Raw genomic sequence first — 20,293 nt, 5'->3', positions numbered from 1 at the left:
GTTTGGATTTCTACGCACAGATAGGTGGCTGGGATGAAGCGTTCGGCTCAGAGCTTTGCGGTGGCGGCTGTTGCTGCCGTCTGCCTTTCCGGATGTTCCGACGTCGAAGTAGCGCTCAACGACGGCGGTGACACCACCTGCAACGAATGGGCGACGCAGGACCAGAACAAACAGCGCCAGACGATCACCAAGTTCCTGAAGGAATACACCGGCAGCGACAACGAGCCGGCCGGTACGCAGGTCGACGCCTCGATGGTTGCCGTCACTCTGCTCTGTCAGGTGCAGTCCGACAAGGAAACGCAGATCAAAAACGTGAACCTCACGGGGATTTTGCCGAAGTAGTTTGTCGGGTAGTCGGGGGTGACGCGGTTCGATCGTGCGGTCGCGATCGTTGCGGCTGTTCTCGGTGGGTTTGTTGCTGGTTATGCGGTCGTGGATTCGGAGCCGTACGACATCACGATGGCGGAGAGCGGCTTTTCGCCGTTTCCGTGGTGGTTGACGCCGCAGTGGGTCGGGATCCTGGCGCTGGTTTCGGCGGTGGGTGCACTGGCGTTGTTGCAACGTCTGCCCGTTGCATGGACGTGGTGTGCGGCTCTGCTTGGTCCAGGTCTTCTTGCTGCGCCGGCGGTCGTCGACATTGCGACGGCGCAATCGGGGTCTGTGAACGGCCTGGGCGCAGGGTTGATTGTGGCCGCTGCAGGTCGTTTGGCGGACGGTCGGAGTGTTGTGCTGCTCGGCTTGCTAGGCGGGCTGTTGTGCTCAGCGGTGTTTTCGGCTCACGTGCAATTGGCGTTGTGGGGCAGAGTCGAACGCTGGTCGGTGAGTATCGGCCCTTTCTATCCGGAGCCGGCTGTGCCGGTATCGGTATTGGTGGTTGTCGGTGTTGTGCTGCTTATTGCTATGTGGCGCAATGGTTTCGAAGGTTTCGCCTTGATTGCTCGGGGATCGGTGGGCGTTGTATCGCTGCTCGCCGCGGTCTTGCTGCTTACCTACGTTTGGCTCGGCTCGACTGCGGCATCGGTGGGCTCCTGGACCGTTGCGGTTGCGGTCGCTAGCGGCAGCGTGATCCTGGCTGCGCGTGTGCTGCCCGAGGGGCGAGTGGTGCTGGTCGGGTTGGCGGTGGCGGCTTCTTGCGTCAGTCAGGTCGCGTGGATCGGGCAGTTGGAGGGCGTTGCTCTCGGCGTGCGACTCGGGTTGGTCGTCGTCGGGTTGGCTGTCGGGTTGCGGGTGCGCAAACCGACTCCCGGAGTGGTGGTCATCGCAGTGGTGACGGCCTCGGGGCTGTTGGTCGACTGGGTCGATGGCGTTCCCGAGGTTGCCTATGTCGCTGTGCTACCCCTTGCGGTCGGCTACGCCGTTGGTGCCTGCGTGCCTCGTCGTGCCGACGCGCTGATCGGGGCGATGGTGCCCTTTGCGATGACGTACTTCACGATCTCGCCGCCGGTTCCGCCTGCGGAGTACGAGTGGAGGACCAACTTCGCGTACGTGGTCGAACCTCCGAAGATAGTGATCGAGGTTTACGGACCCCTTGCGGTCGGGGTGCTGGTCGCCACCGCGGTCGCCTGCGTTGCTGCGGTCGCGATGTGGCGGCTTTCGTTCGCGAAGGTGGCAGCCGCGGGCTGAATAACGCCTTTCGAAACCTGTCGGTGGTCGAATGTATGTTCTAATCATGGAATCGGGGGCGACCACCACAGTAGTTGTGGCAGAGGTATCAGCGCAGGTCATGCGCCTGACACCGCTGAACGTCGCCGACTTCACCGATCAAGAACTGGTCGACTCCGTCGCAGAGATGGTCACTGCCCGCGCCGTCATCGACGGGTTCATCACACGCGCTGCCGGGGAGATCGATCGTCGCGAACTGAACCGGCAATTAGGCGCCTCCTCCACCGCTGCCTGGCTCAGCAACTCCGGCCACCTCGACCGCGGCCACGCTAACCGCACCGTCGCCTTGGCCCACGCTTTGACCAGCCTCCCGCTACTCGCAGCAGCCCTACAGGTCGGCGACATCACCGCCGAACACGCCCACGCCGCCGTCACTGCGATCACCGCAATCGACGACGCCTGCCCCGACCTCGACCCCTCCGCACGCACCGCGGCCGAACAGATCCTGCTCGACGTCGCCCTCGCTGGGCCACCGTCGAAAGTGGCGGCCCGCGGGCAGGAATTGTTGCTTGCGTTGAGTACCCCCGACATCGACGGCTGCATGGCCGAAGATGTCACCCGCAACCAGCTGACCGTGACCCGCAACCGTTCTGGACGGCACATCGTGCGCGGCGACTTCGACATCGAAACCGCCGAAAAACTGCACACCGCCCTTTCCGGTCTGTCGGCCCCGCGGCCTGCCGTGGACGGCACCCCCGACGACCGCAGTCCGGCGCGGCGGCGTGCGGACGGGTTCGGCGAGCTGCTCGACGCCTACCTCGGCTCCGGAGCCGGCCCGGCCGAAGGCGGCGTCAAACCCCACCTGGCCCTCACAGCCTCCGTCCGCGAACTCGCCGACGGCGGGCATTGTGACGGCTGCCGCTGCGCCCCCGCCACCGCGGAGCAGGTCGCGGCCGGGGCAACGCTGGACCGGGCGGGTCGGGTGAGTTTGGCGTGGCTGGGTCCGTTTTCCACCGTCTCCGCCCGGTTGCTCGCCTGCGACTGCGACATCACCGCCATCACTCTCGACGATTCCGATGTGCCGGTGAATCTCGGTCGTACCGAACGGGTGGTTCCGGGCAAACAACGCCGAGCGGTCGTGGCGCGGGACGAGGGGTGCGCGATGCCGGGGTGCGGCCGTCCCGCGGCGTGGTGTGTGGTCCACCACATCGAGCATTGGATCGATGGCGGCGCAACCGATCTCGTGAATCTGGTCATGCTGTGCGGGCATCATCACCGGGTCATCCATCACGGGGAGTGGGTTGTCTATATCGGTGGTGATGGTCATCCGTGGTTCATTCCACCCGCCACTGTCGACCCGTTCCGACAACCCGTCCCCGCCCACAACCGAGCAGGACCAGGCAGGGCGGCAGCATGACCACAGCACCAGCGCGTGAGCGGCCCGGCGCGGCGTGGACTGACGCGTGAGCGGCCCGGCACGGCGTGGACTGACGAGCGAGCGCGTGAGCGGCCCGGCACGGCGTGGACTGACGAGCGAGCGCGTGAGCGGCCCGGCACGGCGTGGACTGACGAGCGAGCGCAGCGAGTCGAGGAGGGAAGGCCGTGTCTTAAGGGCAGCGAACACCCGGAGCGAAGCGACGGCAATGTCACAGCGAGTTGAGGAGGGAAGGCCGTGTCTTTAGGGCTGCGAACACCCGGAGCGAAGCGGAGGCAATGTCACCGAGCGAAGCGACGGCAATGTCACTGTGGACCTATCTCACACCCTTGTCTTGCAACACCGCGGTGACCGGCAGCGATACAACTCGAGGACCAAGCGAGCCCCCGCGTTGGAGCCGGTCTGTAGCCTTTAAGAGGCTTATGGGGGCCCGGTTGGCGTCCATACCTGTGCGTTCCAGAAAGGTGACTCAACTCGATGCAGTCTTTCCACTCCCGCAACATCTTCCGGTGTGGTCGATGAGCACGTCTGAGTCAGGCGAACGGAAGGCACGAGGCGAAGCGCGGAGGGAAAGGCCCGCTGCGCGCGGAACCAGGCGGCGTAAGTCCAGTGCGCTTCTCCTGCCGCAGCTTCTGACGGCGGCTGTCGAATCCTCCGGTGATGCACCTGCGATCACGTACGAAGGCCGGACCCTGACCTACCGGGAACTCGACGCCTTGTCGTCGAGATTGGCGCGCGTGCTCATCGCCGACGGAGTGGGTCCAGGCACTGTTGTCGCGATCGGAGTTACTCGGTCGATCGAGTCTGTGTTGTCCGTATGGGCAATTGCGAAAGCGGGCGGTGCATTTGTGCCCGTCGACCCGACCTATCCAGCGGACCGCATTGCGCACATGGTCGGCGATTCCGGTGCCGCGCTCGGTATCACCGTCGGTTCGCACCGGGACGGCCTCCCCGACTCGATCCCGTGGTTCGTACTCGACGACGCTGAGTCGTCAGCGCGCATCGACGCGGCGCTCGACGCTCCGGTGACGTACCGAGACAGACTGCGGACGCTGCATCCCGAGGACGCGGCTTACATCATCTACACGTCGGGCTCGACAGGTCTGCCGAAGGGCGTCGTCGTGACGCACACGGGACTCGGTCCGGTGGCTGCGGCAGAACGGGAGCACTACGGCGTCACCGCGGATTCGCGGATGCTGCATGTCTGTTCACCGAGCTTCGACGTGTCGGTGCTCGAGTTGTTGCTGGCATTCACGTCGGGAGCATGTCTGGTCGTTGCACCTTCGACTGCGTTCGGTGGCGACGAGCTGGCCGCGCTGTTGAGGAGCGAGCGGGTCAGTCATGTGTTGATCACCCCGGGCGCCCTTGCGACCGTAGATCCGGCCGGATTGGAGGATCTGCGCGTTGTCGTCGTCGCAGGCGATTCGTTCGGTCCCGAACTTGTGGCCAGATGGTCCTCGGGACGCGATTTCCACAACGGCTACGGACCGACCGAAGCAACGATCCTCGCCACAAGCAGCGCACCGTTGCGACCGGGCGAGCCGATCACGATCGGGTCGGCCATTCCAGGCGTGGCGACGCTCGTGCTCGATCACCGACTGCGTCCCGTACCGCTCGGCGTGGCGGGCGAGCTGTATCTTGCCGGTGCTCAGCTGGCTCAGGGGTACCACGGGCGCTGGGGTCTCACCGCAGAACGATTTGTTGCCAACCCTTTCGGGGAGCCAGGGGCCCGGATGTACCGGACCGGCGACTTGGTTCGGGTGACCGAAACGTCGACGGACGGGACGACCTCCCGGGTCATCGAGTACATGGGACGCAACGACTTCCAGGTGAAGATCCGTGGTTTCCGAATCGAACTCGGCGAAGTCGACGCAGCTTTGTCTACGCACGACCAGGTCGAGTTCGCTGTCACGGTCGGGCATACCAGCGACGCCGGCGCGGTATCGCTGGTCTCGTATGTACTTGCACCACATGGGAATACACTCGATACCGACGAGTTGATCACCTTCGTATCCGAGATCCTGCCGCGGCACATGGTGCCATCGGCGATCATGGTGCTCGACGAAGTGCCGCTCACGCCGGTTGGCAAACTCGACCGAAAGGCTTTGCCTGCGCCGGTTTTTGCCAGTGAAGCCGAGTTCAGGGCGCCGCGCACGCCCGTCGAACAGACCATTGCGGACGTGTTCGCCGAAGTGCTCGGGGTGAGCCAGGTCGGCGTGGACGACTCGTTCTTCTCACTCGGCGGCGACAGCATCGTGTCGATCCAGGTCGTGTCACGTGCGAAGGCACGTGGAGTTGTCTTCACACCGCGCGACGTCTTCGAGCATCGCACCGTCGCTGGTCTCGCGGCAGTCGCCGAATCCGCCGACTCGGCAACTGCTGCAAAGGAATTGGTCGAGCTGAGCGGTGGCGGCGTCGGCTGGATGCCGTTGCTCCCGTTCGGGCGATTGCTGGTCGAACGCGGCGGCAGCTACTCGCGCTACAACCAGACGATTCCGTTGGAACTGCCCGCCGGAATCGACCGGATCGGCGTCGTGTCGACCATCGCAGCGGTTGTCGACAAGCACGATGTGCTGCGTTCGCGCCTGATCTCCGACGAACGTGGCTGGGGAATGGACGTCGCGGAACCCAACGCCGTCGACGTCGGTCCGTGGGTGCACCGGGTCGAATTGTCGGAGAGCACCTCCGACGACGAGTTCGCCGAAAGAGCCTCCGCGGAGTTCGACTCGGCGCTCGGCAGGCTGGATCCCGAAGCCGGCGTGATGGTGCAGTTCGTGTGGCTGGACTTCGGCGCGACCAGGTCGGGGCGGTTGCTGGTCGTCGCGCACCACCTCGTCGTAGACGGAGTTTCCTGGCGAATCCTGGTGCCGGACTTCGTATCAGCATGGGCACAGGTGTCCGCAGGCGCACGACCGGAATTGGCGCCGGTTGGAACGTCACTACGCCGTTGGGCACACGGCCTGGCCGAAGAAGCAGCGAGTCAGACACGGACAGCCGAACTTGCGCTGTGGCAGTCGATCCTCGACGGCCCCGACCCCACACTGGGTAGTCGACCGTTCGACAACGCGATCGATACGGTGTCGACTGTCGAGCGGCTCGAGGTCGCCGTGCCGGTCGAGGTGACCAAAGCAGTTCTGACGGTGGTACCCGACCGCTTCTACGGCGGCGTCAACGACGGCCTCGTCACAGCGCTTGCGCTGGCGGTTGCACAGTGGCGGCGCAAGCGCGGCGTAACGGAAACGTCGACGTTGCTGCAACTGGAAGGTCATGGCCGCGAAGAAGACGTCGTTCCCGGCGCGGACCTTTCGCGCACGGTCGGTTGGTTCACCAGTGTGTACCCGGTCCGGCTCGACGTCGGCGGCATCGACCTCGACGCCGCGTTCGCGGGCGCTGATGCGGTCGGTACTGCGGTCAAGGCGGTCAAGGAGCAGCTGCTCTCGGTGCCGGACTCGGGCATGGGATTCGGCATGCTGCGGTTCCTCAACGAGGCAACCGGGGCCGAGTTGTCGGGCAAGGGTTCGGGGCAGATCAGCTTCAACTACCTTGGTCGAATCTCGGCGGGCGATATCCCTTCGGGTATGGGCGATCTCGGCTGGCTGCCAGCGGGCGACCTCGGCAGTTTGAATGCTCCGGGCGACGCCGACATGCCGGCGAACAAGACCATCGACATCAACGCGATCGTCACCGAAACCGAAGCCGGTGCGGCGTTGCGTGCCACCTTCGCGTACCCCGTTGGCGCAATCGCCGAATCGGAGGTTCAGAGTCTCGCGGAGCTGTGGGTCGAAGCGCTCTCGGCGCTCGCCACGCATGTCGCCGACCCGGTCGCGGGTGGTCGCACGCCGTCGGATCTGCTGCTGAAAGGCGCTCAGCAACGCGAGATCGATCAATGGGAAGAGCAGTTCCCCGCTCTTGTCGACGCTTGGCCACTCGCGCCACTGCAGTCCGGACTGCTGTTCCACGCGCTGCTTGCCGCCACCTCCGTCGACGTCTACACCGCGCAGGTTGTACTGGCGCTCAAGGGAATCGTCGACTCGAACAGGCTGCGGAACGCAGGGCAGGCGGTCCTTGATCGATACCCGAACCTGCGGACGGCCTTCATCGCGGACGAATCCGGTTCGGCTGTGCAGATCGTCCTCAGTGAGATCGAGATCCCTTGGACCGAAGTCGATCTGACCGACCATCCGGATCGTGACGCCGAGTTCGAACGCCTGCTGATCGTCGACCGCACGACGCGATTCGACCTTGCCGACCCGCCCGCGATCCGATTTATGCTGGTGACGCTCGGTGGCGGCGACTTCCGCCTGGTTGTGACGAACCATCACATTCTGCTCGACGGCTGGTCGATGCCTCTGCTGATGAAGGACCTGCTGTTCCTGTATGCGGCGTCAGGTGACTCGTCGGTTCTGCCGCCGGTTCGCCCGTACCGCAACTATCTCGCATGGCTCGCCGATCAAGATCTCGACGCGTCGGTGAACACGTGGCGCTCCGCATTGGCGGGTGTCACCGACCCGACCATGGTCGCTCCGATCGAGCGTGGCCGCGAAATCACCAGTCTCTCAGGTGAATACCGCTTCGAGCTGAACGAGCAGACGACCGCGCGGCTGGTGACGCTCGCTGCCGAGCTCGGTGTCACGGTCAATACCGTCGTGCAGGTGGTGTGGGGAATTCTGCTGAGCCGCCTGACCGGCCGCGACGACGTCGTTTTCGGTGCAACGGTTTCCGGTCGACCGCCGGAGCTGTCGGGTGTCGAGTCGATGGTCGGACTGTTCATCAACACGATTCCGGTTCGCGTGCAATATCAGCCGACCGAGTCCGCGGCGGACCTGCTGTCGCGGGTGCAGGCCGAACAGGCCGATCTGCTCGGCCACCACTATCTCGGGCTCGCGCAGATACATGCGGCAGCAGGCGTCGGCGCGGAGTTCGATTCGTTGCTCGTGTTCGAGTCCTATCCGGTGGACACCGCAGGAATTGCGGCGGCGAACACCATCGACGGTATGGCGATCACCGGTGTCGACATGACGACGATCACCCACTACCCGCTGACCTTGCTGGCCGTGCTGAGCGGCGAACTCGAATTCACTTTCCAGTATCTGAGCGACCTGTACGACGAGTCCGACGTCGTCGCACTCGCGTTGAAGGTAACTCGGATTCTGGAAGCAATCGTCGCGGATCCCGCTGTGGCAGTTGCCGATATCGATCTCCTGGATGCAGCGGAGCGCGCTCTCGTAGTGGACGAGTTCAACGCGACCGCGAACCCTGTCGATCCGGCCGCGACCATCGTCTCGTTGTTCGATGCGCAGGTGAGCTCTACCCCTGACGTCGTTGCAGTGACGTTCGGTCAGGAATCACTGACCTATGCCGAGTTCGACAAGCGCGTGAATCAGCTTGCGCGTCATCTGATTTCGATCGGTGTCGGACCCGAATCTCTCGTCGCACTCGGTATGCGACGCTCGACCGAACTGCTCGTCGCAATGTATGCCGTTGCGAAGGCCGGCGGTGGGTACGTGCCGCTCGATCCTGATCACCCTGCCGAACGAACCGGATACGTGGTGGAGACAGCGGCACCGGTCTGCGTGCTGACTGTCAGCGCGGACGGTTTCGCCGCTGAGACCGATGTGCCGGTTCTGCACATCGACGAACTGGACGTATCGACCTTCTCGCCTGGGCCGGTAACCGACGCGGACCGTATCGCGCCGCTGCGGCCTGCCAACTCGGCGTATGTGCTGTTCACCTCGGGTTCGACCGGTCGGCCCAAAGGTGTTGCGGTCAGCCATGCTTCGGTTGTCAATCAACTGCTCTGGATTACGGCGGAGTACGGCATCGGGCCTGCGGATGTCGTGCTGCAGAAGACACCGGTCACCTTCGATGTGTCCGTGTGGGAGTTGTTCGGCACGTTGATCACCGGCGGTCGGCTGGTTATTGCTGCCCCCGACGGCCACCGCGATCCCGACTATCTTGCAGCAGTGATTGCGGCAGAGGGCGTCACGATGACGTCGTTCGTGCCGTCGATGTTGTCGGTATTCGCCGAGAATGTGTCGGCCGAATCGGTGATATCGCTTCGAGCAGTGCTGATCGCGGGCGAAGCCTTGGTAGAATCGACCGTTGCCGAGTTGCGGGCCGTGTCCTCTGCTGGCGCCTACAACCTGTACGGCCCGACCGAATTCACCGTGCATGCAACGCATTACGCGATCGACGGTTCCGAACACGGCGCGGTTCCGATCGGCCGTGCCGTGTGGAACGCGCAAGCCCTTGTGCTCGACGAACGACTTCGGCCGGCTCCGGTCGGTGTTGCCGGTGAGCTGTACATGGCTGGAACGCAATTGGCGCGCGGTTACTACGGCCGACCCGACCTGACGTCGGACCGTTTCATCGCCAACCCCTTCGGACCCGCAGGCTCGCGGCTTTACCGAACCGGCGACCTGGTGCGCTGGAACAAGGCCGGTGCGCTGCAGTACTTGGGCCGCACCGACTTCCAGGTGAAGGTCCGTGGACTGCGGATCGAGCTCGGTGAGATCGAGACGACACTCTCGCGGCACGATTCCGTCCGTCAGGCCGCGGTGATCGTGTACTCCGACGAGCACATCGGCGACCAACTGGTCGGCTACGTCGTCGCGGCGGCGGGCGTCGACCTCGACCCGACCGCACTGATCAACGACGTTGCGCGCGAGCTACCCGGCTACATGGTGCCTGCGAAGGTGCTTGTGCTCGACACGATGCCCCTGAACCCCAGCGGCAAGCTCGACCGTAAAGCGTTGCCGGCACCTGTATTCGAAGGTGCGACCGACTTCCGGGCCCCGCGCAATCCGACCGAACAGACGATCGCCGAGGTGTTCGCCGAGGTACTCGGTTTGCCACGGGTCGGTGTCGACGATTCGTTCTTCGCGTTGGGCGGCGACAGTATCGTGTCGATCCAGGTTGTCTCACGCGCCAAGGCTCGTGGCATTGTCTTCAGTCCGCGGGATGTGTTCGAGCACCGCACTGTTGCGGGCCTTGCTGCCGTGGCGTCCGCGGCCGACGCTGGTCCTGCGACTGTGCTCGCCGAACTCGACGGCGGGGGCGTTGGAGAGCTGCCGCTGCTCCCAGTGGTGCGGTACATGGTCGACCGTGGCAGATTCGATCGGTTCAATCAGACTTTGACACTGGAACTTCCGGCCGGTATCGACAGCGACGGCGTTGTGTCGACGATCGGCGCAGTCGTCGACCATCACGACATGTTGCGCTCGCGCTTGTTCGCGGACGCGGACGGGCAGTGGCACCTCGAGGTGTTGCCGGTCGGGTCGGTCGAGGCTGCGAGTTTGGTGCAGCGCGTCGAATTCGGTGCCGACAACCTCGAGTCGCTCGCGGCCGAAGCGACGGAGGCTGCTCTCACGCGGCTCGATCCGGCGGCAGGGGTTGTCCTGCAGTTCGTGTGGCTCGATCCTTCCGACGCGCTCGGTGGCAAGGGCCGACTCATCGTCGTTGCTCATCACCTCATCGTCGATGGTGTGTCGTGGCGCATCCTGATCCCGGATTTTGTGGCGGCATGGGCGCAGATCAGTGCCGGAGCGACACCGACGTTGCCAGCGGTAGGCACGTCGGTGCGCCGCTGGGCCCATGCACTCGCCGACGCCGCGCAAGAACCTGCTCGCAGGGCAGAACTGCCGGTGTGGCAGCAGATTTCCGCGACTGCCGACCCGGCTCTCGGTGACAGAGCCTTCGATCCGCTGATCGATACTGCGGCGACGGTGCAATCCGTTCGGGTGCAGCTGGCGGCCGACGTCACCGAGGCCTTGCTCACCGTGGTGCCGGAAGCGTTCCGCGGGGGAGTCAACGATGCACTGCTTGCCGCATTGGGTCTCGCGTTGGCGAAGTGGCGGGCAAATCGAGGGGTCGATTCGACGGCAGCACTGATCAGGCTCGAAGGGCACGGTCGTGAGGAGGGCGTCGCGCCCGGCGCCGACATCTCCCGCACGGTCGGCTGGTTCACGTCCGTGTATCCGGTCAGCGTCGACGTCGACGGGATCGACCTCGACGATGCACTCGCGGGTGGACTCTCGGCTGCGACTGCGCTGAAGGCGGTCAAGGAGCAACTGCGTGTGGTTCCGGACAACGGCATCGGCTACGGCTTGCTGCGGTACCTCGATGCGGACTCCGCACCGTCGCTTCCCGACAGGGTTCCCGGCCAGATCGGGTTCAACTATCTCGGCCGAATCTCCGCAGCGGATCTGCCGGAGGGCGTCGGAGAGTTGGGCTGGATTCCGGCATCGGACCTCGGAGATGTACCGGCGCTGCCGGATTCGGACATGCCCGCGATGGCCGCTGTGGACATCAACGCGATCGTGGTCGGCGGCTCGCTTTCGGCGACGTTCGCCTATCCCTCGACACTGCTCGACGAAGCGGCGGTCGACGAACTCGCCACACTCTGGCGGACTGCACTCGAGTCGATCGTCACGGCCGCGCAACTGCCGGGTGCGGCAGGACTGACACCGTCGGACGTTCCGCTCGCGCGGACCGTTCAGACCGATATCGAACTGTGGGAGAAGCAGTTCCCCGCAGTAAGCGACATCTGGCCGCTCTCACCGTTGCAGGCGGGCTTCCTCTTCCACGCCTCTCTCGCCGCGGCCTCTGTGGACGTCTACACGTCGCAGGTAGTGCTGAAGCTCGAAGGCGCCGTCGATCGAAAGCGCCTCAGGACGGCAGGCCAGGCTCTGCTCGATCTGCACGCGAATCTTCGGACAGCGTTCGTCACGGGTTCCGGTGGGTCGCCCGTTCAGATCGTGCTCGAAACCGTAGCCATAGCCATCCCGTGGGCTGAAGTGGATCTGAGCAGTGCAGCAGACCAGGACGCGGAGTTCGAAGACATCCTGGAGCAGGATCGAAAGGATCGCTTCGATCTGGCGAGTCCGCCGCTCATCCGGTTCACGATGGTGTCGTTGGGCGAGGGCAACTTCCGCCTGATAGTGACGAACCATCACATCCTCCTCGACGGCTGGTCGATGCCGTTGCTGATGAAGGATCTCTTGGTCCTCTACGCAACGTCGGGCGACGCGACTGTGTTGCCTGCCGTGCGGTCCTACCGCAACTACCTGGCCTGGCTCGCCGCGCAGGACGAGGCCGAATCCCTCGAGGCCTGGCGTACCGCCCTCGCGGGGGTCGTCGAGCCGACATCGTTGGCGCCGGTAGAGCCGGGACGTGAAATCGCAACGCTCTCAGGCGAGTACACCTTCGCGCTCGATTCGGCGACAACGTCGCGGCTCACCGCGTTCGCAGCGGATCGTGGGGTCACGGTCAACACGGTCGTGCAGTTCGTCTGGGGGCTACTGCTCGGCCGCTACACCGGTCGCGACGACGTCGTCTTCGGCACCACCGTCTCGGGACGTTCGCCCGAACTCGCCGGTGTCGAGTCGATGGTCGGTCTGTTCATCAATACGGTTCCGGTTCGGGTGCAACTGAATTCGGGCCGCTCGGCGGCTGACACACTCGACGGTCTGCAACGTGATCAGTCCGACCTGCTGGCGCACCAGTATGTCGGCCTTGCCCAGATCCATGACGCGGTCGGCGCAGCAGCGGAGTTCGACACTCTGCTCGTGTACGAGTCCTACCCCGTCGACACCGCAGGCATTGCGGCCGCCAACTCCATCGAGGGTATGCGCGTCACGGGCGTCGACATGACGACGGTGACGCACTACCCGCTGACCCTGCTCGCAGTGCTCGGTGCAGAGCTCGAATTCACGTTCCAGTACTTGAACGATTTGTTCGACGAGTCCGCCGTTGCTGCGCTCGGTGCGAAGCTGCTGCGGATCGTCGAGACCGTTGTCGAGAATCCTGCCGTCGCGGTCGGTGACATCGAGTTGCTCGACGCCGACGAGCGGGCGCTGGTGCTCGAGGGCTTCAACGCGACCGAGCACGCTGTCGACGAGGCTGCGACTGTGGTGTCGTTGTTCGACAAGCAGGTCGCGGCCACACCCGATGCGGTTGCGGTGACGTTCGGTACGGAGTCGCTCACCTACGCCGAGTTCGCCGCTCGTGTGAACCGGCTGGCGCGGTACCTGATATCGCAGGGTGTCGGACCGGAATCTCTTGTGGCACTTGGTATGCGGCGCTCGGTCGACATGGTTGTCGCGATGTATGCGGTGTTGCAAGCCGGTGGCGCCTATGTTCCGCTCGACCCCGACCATCCCGCCGAGCGCACGGGTTACGTCCTCGATACGGCGGCACCGATCTGTGTGTTGACGACCGCCGCAGACGGTGTGGCAGTCGCGGTCGACGTTCCTGTCATCAGCGTCGACACCGTCGATCTCGCTGCGTTCTCCGATGCTGTGCTCACCGACGGTGATCGGCTCGCGCCCCTGCGGCCGTCGAACGCCGCATACGTGATCTTCACGTCGGGTTCCACTGGCCGGCCGAAGGGCGTGGCTGTCAGCCACGGCTCGGTGGTCAACCAGTTGCTCTGGATCACAACCGAATACGGACTCGGATCGTCCGACGTGGTCTTGCAGAAGACTCCGTCGACGTTCGACGTCTCGGTCTGGGAACTGTTCGGAACGCTCGTCACAGGTGGTCGACTTGTTGTTGCGACCCCCGACGGCCACCGTGATCCCGTCTATCTCGCCGACGTCATCGCCGCCGAAGGTGTCACGATGACATCGTTCGTGCCGTCGATGCTGTCGGTGTTCGTAGCGAGTGTCGCTGCCGGACAGATCGATTCGCTTCGAACGGTGTTGATTGCCGGTGAGGCACTTCCCGGTGCGACGGTTGCGGCGCTACGCCGAGTCAGTTCTGCCGCGGCATTCAACCTCTACGGCCCCACGGAGTTCACCGTCCATGCGACCCATCGAGCTGTCGACGACGACACCGTGTCGTCGGTGCCGATGGGCGGACCGGTCTGGAACGCACAGGCGTTGGTTCTCGACGAGCGCCTGCATCCGGTTCCGGTCGGTGTCGCGGGAGAGTTGTATCTCGCTGGTCGCCAGGTTGCGCGCGGCTACTTCGGTCGGGCTGACCTGACGTCCGATCGGTTCGTGGCGAACCCGTACGGAGAGAGTGGTTCTCGCCTGTACCGGACCGGTGACCTGGTGCGCTGGAGTGCAGCCGGTGACCTGCAGTACCTCGGGCGCACCGACTTCCAGGTGAAGGTTCGTGGTCTGCGAATCGAGCTGGGTGAGATCGAAACGGCTCTGCTCAGGCAATCGGGTGTGCGGCAATCCGCCGTCATCGTGCATGCGGATTCGGCGCTGGGTGATCAGCTGGTCGGCTATGTCGTCGCTGATGCCGGTGCCGATCTCGATCCGGCAGCGCTGACCGACGCCATCGCAGGCGATCTGCCGGTCTACATGGTGCCGTCGACCCTGCTTGTGCTCGATGCGATGCCGCTGAATCCGAGCGGCAAGTTGGATCGAAAAGCGCTGCCTGCGCCGGTTTTCGTCAGCGAGGCCGCCTTCAGGGCGCCGAGTTCGCCTGTGGAGCAAGCGATCGCGGACGTGTTCGCCGAGGTGCTCGGGCTGCAGCGGGTCGGAGTCGACGATTCGTTCTTCGCGCTTGGCGGCAACTCCCTGCTCGCGACGCACGTGGCAGCTCGGGTCGGCGCTGCGCTCGACACGCAGGTGCCGGTGCGAGTGCTGTTCGAAGGTCCGACTGTCGGCAGGCTTGCCGCGCTGGTCGAGAAGCATTCCGGATCCGGTGGCAGAACTCCGCTGACGGCGCAGCCGCGCCCCGACCGGGTGCCGTTGTCTCTTGCGCAGCAACGGATGTGGTTCCTCAATCGCTTCGAGCCGGAGTCCGCTGCGTACAACATTCCGGTGGCGGTCCGGCTGTCCGGTGATTTGGACGTCGACGCACTGCGGCTCGCGATCGGTGATCTCGTCGATCGACACGAAGTGCTGCGGACCAGCTATCCGGAGTTCGACGGTGAAGGCTGGCAACGGATTTCACCGCGCTCCGATGTGCATCCGCAGCTCGATGTGGTGGCCGTTGCCGAAGCGGACGTACCTGCTCGTATCGCCTCGCTCATCTCTGCGGGCTTCGATGTGACTGTGGCGCCGCCGTTCCGAGTAGAGCTGCTGCAGTGCTCGGAGCGCGAGTTCGTGCTCGTGTTCGTTGTGCATCACATCTCGGCCGACGGCTTCTCCATGGCGCCGTTGACGCGCGACGTGATGGTCGCGTATGTCGAGCGGTCGCATGGTCGTGACGTCGAATGGCCGCCGCTCGCAGTGCAGTACGCGGACTACTCGCTGTGGCAGCGCGCTCTGCTCGGCAACGAAACCGACGAAGGATCGCTACTAGCCGAGCAACTGTCCTACTGGACCTCCGAGTTGGCCGAGCTGCCCGAGCAACTCGATCTGCCGACCGATCACGTGCGCCCTGCAACCTCGAGCTACCGCGGTGCGAACGTTGCCTTCGAGATCTCTGCGGAGGTGCATCAGCGGCTCAACGAGATTGCGCGCAAACAGAACTCGACGCTGTTCATGGTCGTGCACGCGGCGCTGGCTGTACTCCTTGCGCGGCTGTCCGGAACACGAGACATCACGATCGGTACCCCGATCGCGGGCCGTGGCGAGGCGGAACTCGACCGACTTGTCGGCATGTTCGTGAACACCCTGGTGTTGCGCACCGACATCGATCCCGCCGCTCCGTTCGAGGCGTTGCTTGCCGACGTTCGTGAGACCGACGTTCGGGCCTTCGGGCACGCCGATGTGCCGTTCGAGCGGCTGGTCGAACAACTCGATCCGGATCGTTCCGCCGCGCGGCATCCGCTGTTCCAGGTCGCGCTGGCGTTCCAGAACATGTCGTCACCTTCGTTGGACCTGCCGGGTCTGGCCGTGTCGGGCGTCGAATTCGACGTGCCTGTAGCCAAATTCGATCTGCAGTTCACACTCGCCGAAGTCGGTGACGACATCGCAGGCTCCGGACTGTCCGGTGTGATCAGTTATGCGACAGACCTGTTCGAAGAGCAGACGGTCAGTACCTTCGCGCAGCGATTCGCCACCATTCTGGGTGCTGTCGCAGCCGAATCGCGTCGGGCCGTCGGCGATATCGAGCTGCTGAGTGCGGCCGAACTGGCTTTGCTACCTGGACCTAGCGCGGCACACGGCGCGATGGGAGCGACTCTGGTCGAACTGATCGACGAGCAGGTTCGACTTCGTCCCGACGCTGTTGCAGTTCGATTCGACGGAACGTCGACGACCTACGGAGAGCTGTCCGCGCAAGCCAACCGGTTGGCGCGGAGGCTGATTGCCGAGGGCGTCGGTCCTGAGACGCTGGTCGCCGTCGCAATCGAACGGTCTGCCGAGCTGATCGTCGCGCTGCTTGCCGTCATCGAAACGGGCGCAGGCTATCTGCCGATCGACGTGACGTACCCGAAGCAGCGGTTGGAATTCGTCCTGTCCGATGCCGCACCGGCATGCATCCTGACGACGTCGTCGGAGCAGGAGAAGGTGCCGTCGACGGATGTCCCAACTCTTGCCATCGATTCGCTCGAGTTGTCGGAATTCTCGTCGGCCGTGATCAGTGACGACGAGCGGTTGCGTCCGCTCCGACCGGACAACACGGCATATGTCATTTACACGTCGGGATCGACGGGTGTGCCGAAGGGTGTTGCGGTAGCGCACCGCAACGTTGTCGAGTTGTTCTCGAATGCACAGCCCGCCTTCGGTTTCGACGAAAACGATGTATGGACGCTGTTCCACTCCTTCGCGTTCGACTTCTCGGTGTGGGAGATCTGGGCGGCGCTCGCGACCGGCGGATCGGTCGTTGTCGTCGACTACCTCACCTCACGCTCGCCCGATCAGTTCCTGAACCTGCTACGTCGGGAACAGGTGACGGTGCTCAACCAGACGCCGTCGGCGTTCTATCAGCTTGCCGAAGCGGATCGTGCGAATCCGTCCGACGATCTTGCGCTGCGTTACATCGTGTTCGGAGGCGAAGCGCTCGACCTACGCCAGCTGCGGCGCTGGTACGAACGGCACGCGGACGATGCTCCGCGTCTGGTGAACATGTACGGCATCACCGAGACAACGGTCCACGTGTCCTATCTCGAGTTGGATCGCAAACTGGCGCAGGAGACGTCGTCGAGTGTCATCGGAACCGGCCTGCCCGGACTCGGTGTCTACGTTCTCGATTCACGATTGCGGCAGGTCCCCGTCGGCGTGCCCGGCGAGATGTACGTGACGGGGCAGCAGTTGTCCCGTGGTTATCTCGGACGAACAGGACTGACCGCCGGCCGCTTCGTCGCGAACCCGTTCGGACCTGCCGGAACCAGGATGTACCGCACCGGCGACGTCGCCCGCTGGAATGCCAACGGGCAGTTGGAGTATGCGGGCCGCAGTGACCAGCAGGTGCAGCTGCGCGGATTCCGGATCGAGCTCGGCGAAATCGAATCCGCCTTGCTGCGCTACGACGGGATCGCGCAAGCTGTCGCGTTGATCAGAACGGACGAGCATGCAGGCCAACGTCTCATCGGGTACGTCGTGCCCGAGGCGGGACGTCACGCGGCGATCGATACCGCCGAACTTCGTACTTTCGTCGGCGGCTTCCTGACCGGATACATGGTTCCCGATGTGTTGGTCGCACTGGAGGCTTTGCCGCTGACACCGAACGGCAAGCTCGACCGCAACGCGCTGCCTGCACCGGAGTTCGTGAGCGACACGGTGTTCCGCGAGCCGGGAACGCCGATCGAGCAGACTGTCGCCGAGGTGTTCGCGACACTGCTCGGCGCGGAGAGGGTCGGGGTCGACGACGACTTCTTCTCCCTCGGCGGTAACTCGCTCGTCGCGACGCGGGCGGTCGCCAGACTGAACGAAGCACTCGACGCGCAACTCGGCGTACGTGAGTTGTTCGAATCGCCGTCGGTGGGGGCGCTCGCGGCGCGGGTCGTCCGAGGATCGGGTGGTGGCGTCCGGCGCGGCCCGGCGCGGGTCGATCGGCCCGACCACGTGCCGTTGTCGCTTGCGCAGCAACGGATGTGGGTGTTGAACCGAATCGATCCGGATTCGGCGGCGTACAACATCCCGCTGGCGATCAAGCTGTCCGGTGACCTGAACGTCGAGGCGCTGATACTCGCGATCGGTGACGTGATCGAACGACACGAGTCGTTGCGCACGAGGTATCCCGTCGAAGATGTTGTGCCGTATCAGGACATCCTCGGGGCAGCGGAGGTGATTGCCGGACTGGAACTGTCCGTCATCGACGACTCCGATGTGTATCCGAGCATCGTCGAGTTGGTCTCGCGCGGCTTCGACGTTGCCGAACGTGCACCGCTGCGGGCGAAGCTCTACCGGGTAGCGCCAGGCGAGTATGTCTTCGCGATGGTTGTCCATCACATCTCGGCGGACGGTGCTTCGATGGCACCGCTTGCACGGGACATGATGGTTGCCTACGCCGCGCGTGTGGCTGGAGGAGCGCCGGAAGGCAGTCCGCTCGAAGTGCAGTACGCGGATTACACACTCTGGCAACGAGAGCTGGTCGGCACGGTCGACCAGGAGGGCTCGATTGCGGCCGCGCAGCTGGCGTACTGGAAGCAGGCCCTCGCGGGAGCGCCCGATCAGTTGGCGTTGCCGAGCGATCGGCCGCGTCCGGTACAGCCGACGATGGCTGGTGGGTCGGTCGCGTTCACCGTGCCTGCCGAGGTGCATGCACAGTTGGTCGCAATTGCCCACGCGCACAACGCATCGCTGTTCATGGTCGTGCACGCCGGTCTTGCCGTGATGTTGGCGCGGATGTCGGGTACGACGGACATCTCGATCGGCACCCCGATCGCGGGTCGAGGCGAGCAAGCGCTCGACGATCTGGTCGGCATGTTCGTCAATACGTTGACGCTGCGGACCCGGATCGACCTTGCCGCGGGCTTCAGCGCGGTCGTCGATCAGGCTCGCGACGCCGACCTGTCCGCGTTTGCCAACGCCGACTTGCCCTTCGAGGAGCTCGTCGACGAACTCGGTGCGGCCCGCGCGCAGTCGTATCACCCGCTGTTCCAGGTCGCGATGGCTTTCCAGAACCTCGAACCGGTCCATCTCGAATTGCCGGGCCTGAGCGTCAGCGCGCTGGACACCGGCGACCTCGCAGCCAAGTTCGACCTGCAGCTGACGATCGAGGGCAGGCACAACGAGGACGGCAGCCCCGGCGAACTCGACGCGATCTTCACCTACGCGAAGGATCTCTTCGACGAGTCGACAGCGGCCGGCTTCGGCCGCAGACTGGTCCGCATTTTCGAAACCGTCGGAAACAACCCGGATGCAACCGTCGGTGACATCGACATCTTCGACGCTGCCGAACGGGAACAGCTGGCGGCAGCCGATCGCGCCGTCACGGCAACTGCGGCGCCGACCGAATCGTCGTCGGGAACCACGCTGACTCAGCAGTTGGTGTCGGCTGTCGAAGACGGTCCCGACGCACCGGCATTGGCCATCGGCGAAGACGAGGTGTCGTATCAGGAACTGGATCAGCGGTCGTCGCAGTTGGCGCGCGTGCTGATCGAACACGGCAGCGGTCCGGGGTCGGGTGTGCTGGTCGCACTGGATCGGAGCGTCGACTCGGTGATCGCAGGCTGGGCGGTGTTGAAAGCCGGCGCGGCAATCGTCGCTGTGGATCCTGCGCACGCGGAGGTCGCGTCGAGTGGAGTCGGCACGCCCATCGGAGTAACAAGGGCCGCGTACCGGGCGTCGCTCGACGGTGTAGCCGGCCCGGCCGGTGTGACAACGTGGGTGGTTCTCGACGACGACGAGACGGCAACGCAGATTGCCGAGCAGTCCGCACGACCGATCACCTACGCGAACCGCCTCAGGCCACTGCGCGGAGACGATCCGGCAATTGTCGTCGGGGCGGGAACCGACACAGGTCTGGTCGTGTCGTTCGACTCGCTGGCTACGGTGGTCGATCGTGCCCGTGCCACCTTGGCCGTCGACTACGACTCACGTCTGCTTTATGTCGGCGGGGTGAATTCGCCAGCGGCTGTCGTCGAGTTCGTGCTCGCGGGGACCACCGGCGCTGCCTTGGTCGTCGCGGAGGTCGAATCCGACGGCTCCGATCTCGGCGATGTACTCGAACAGGATTGGGTGACACACCTTTTCGCGAGCGTCGAGCTGTTGAGCGGGGTCACCGCACCTGAGCTACCGGATTTGGTTGCCGTAGTGGCAATTGGTGACAATGCACACGCTGCCGACGTGAGTTTGGGTGGAAATTACGACGTCGTGGAGTTTGCGGGAAGTCTTCCCGATTGGCTGGCCACCTAGATTTAACACTCGGCCGCTACGCTCCGTCCGATCCTCGCAGGCCGCGGAGGTC

General features: G+C 64.4%; 4 protein-coding genes. All 4 read left to right on the top strand.

From position 1 onward, the window contains the following. Positions 1-33: 33 nt before the first annotated feature. Positions 34-342, top strand: a complete 309-nt coding sequence (locus JGU71_RS07555; protein ID WP_199703391.1) for a hypothetical protein — start codon at positions 34-36, stop codon at positions 340-342. Positions 343-360: 18 nt separating this feature from the next. Further along, entirely contained in the window at positions 361-1,623 is a 1,263-nt protein-coding gene (locus JGU71_RS07550) for a hypothetical protein (RefSeq protein ID WP_199703390.1), read from the top strand. 46 nt (positions 1,624-1,669) lie between these two features. Further along, positions 1,670-3,019, top strand: a complete 1,350-nt coding sequence (locus JGU71_RS07545) for an HNH endonuclease signature motif containing protein (RefSeq protein WP_199703389.1) — start codon at positions 1,670-1,672, stop codon at positions 3,017-3,019. Between the two features lie 536 nt (positions 3,020-3,555). Then, entirely contained in the window at positions 3,556-20,241 is a 16,686-nt protein-coding gene (locus JGU71_RS07540) for a non-ribosomal peptide synthetase (protein WP_199703388.1), read from the top strand. Positions 20,242-20,293: the final 52 nt, after the last annotated feature.

The sequence above is a fragment of the Antrihabitans stalagmiti genome (assembly GCF_016482825.1).
GTDB classification, from domain to species: Bacteria; Actinomycetota; Actinomycetes; order Mycobacteriales; family Mycobacteriaceae; genus Antrihabitans; species Antrihabitans stalagmiti.
This window is presented reverse-complemented; position numbering and strand designations above follow the sequence as displayed.

Bases quoted from the DNA above. Each gene is read 5' to 3' on its own strand.
- JGU71_RS07555 (WP_199703391.1), top strand. From the start codon at position 34: ATGAAGCGTTCGGCTCAGAGCTTTGCGGTGGCGGCTGTTGCTGCCGTC.
- JGU71_RS07545 (WP_199703389.1), top strand. From the start codon at position 1,670: ATGGAATCGGGGGCGACCACCACAGTAGTTGTGGCAGAGGTATCAGCG.
- JGU71_RS07540 (WP_199703388.1), top strand. From the start codon at position 3,556: ATGAGCACGTCTGAGTCAGGCGAACGGAAGGCACGAGGCGAAGCGCGG.